The following is a 545-nucleotide window of genomic DNA, read 5'->3' as shown; positions in this document are numbered from 1 at the left end:
CCGCCGGGTGCGGTCACGCCGCCGCCGGGTGCGGTCACGCCGCCGCCGGGTGCGGTCACACCGCCGCCCGGCACGGTCACACCGCCGCCGGGTGCGGTCACGCCGCCGCCGGGTGCGGTCACGCCGCCGCCGGGTGCGGTCACACCGCCACCCGGCACCGTCACACCGCCGCCCGGGGTCACTGAGGTGTCGCTGCCTCAGGGGTCTGTGTCCGGTTTGTTCCCGCAGGGATCGCCGGAGGTGGGTGGTCTGCCGGAGGTGGGTGGTCTGCCCGAGGTGGGTGGTCTGCCCGAGGTCGGTGGTCTGCCCGAGGTGGGTGGTCTGCCCGAGGTGGGTGGCAAGAGTGTGGGTTCGGATGCCGATTCGGTCTTCTCGTACCTGGATGACGACCTCGGCAGCGTGTCGGATGCGGATAGCGCTTCTGATGTGGGCACGGACTCGGATGCCGATTCGGTCTTCTCGTACCCAGGTGGCGACCTTGACAGCGTGTCCGATGTGGATTCGGTGTCCGATGTGGATCTGGAGTTCGACGCCGAGGCCGGGGA

The 545-nt window shown here is 70.8% G+C and carries 1 pseudogene; it reads left to right on the top strand.

The features are described 5' to 3' along the window. Positions 1–240: 240 nt before the first annotated feature. Positions 241–545 (top strand): annotated as a pseudogene (locus IEZ09_RS46070) (hypothetical protein); the annotation flags it as partial.

It is taken from the genome of Lentzea flava, from assembly GCF_014648475.1.
GTDB classification, from domain to species: domain Bacteria; phylum Actinomycetota; class Actinomycetes; order Mycobacteriales; family Pseudonocardiaceae; genus Lentzea; species Lentzea flava.
This window is presented reverse-complemented; position numbering and strand designations above follow the sequence as displayed.